Raw genomic sequence first — 366 nt, 5'->3', positions numbered from 1 at the left:
TTCGATCTCCATCACGCACTCGGATCGGTGATCGGTGGGAGTGAACGCTCTTTTGACTTCCTTCTCCTCGTGAACGAGGAGGTTCCTACGGCTCGCGCCGTAGGGTTTTCTGCTTCATCGCCGACCGCCTGCCCGGAGTGCTCCGTTGAGGTCTTACACCGGCTCCACAGACCGTCGCCGCCAGCCCGGCGGCCAGAAGGTTCTTCGCCGCGTTCACATCCCGGTGAAGGGCCATCCCGCAGTTCCCACACATCCAGGCACGGACGCTGAGCGGCATCCTCTCCCGCAGGAAGAACCGGTCCACCGCAATCGCTTCCCGCCCGTACCAGGCCGCCTTGTACTCCAGCATCGAGCGGAACTCACGCC

General features: G+C 63.7%; 1 protein-coding gene. It reads right to left on the bottom strand.

What is annotated here, in order from left to right; all coding sequences use genetic code 11:
• Positions 1-85: 85 nt before the first annotated feature.
• Positions 86-366: zinc ribbon domain-containing protein (locus tag TN53_RS43005; protein WP_046264367.1), on the bottom strand; the 281-nt coding region annotated here is incomplete at its 5' end.

The sequence above is a fragment of the Streptomyces sp. WM6386 genome, from assembly GCF_000972385.1.
In the GTDB taxonomy this organism is placed as follows: domain Bacteria; phylum Actinomycetota; class Actinomycetes; order Streptomycetales; family Streptomycetaceae; genus Streptomyces.
The sequence above is the reverse complement of the archived record's forward strand: the minus strand, read 5'-3'. Positions and strand labels throughout refer to the sequence as shown.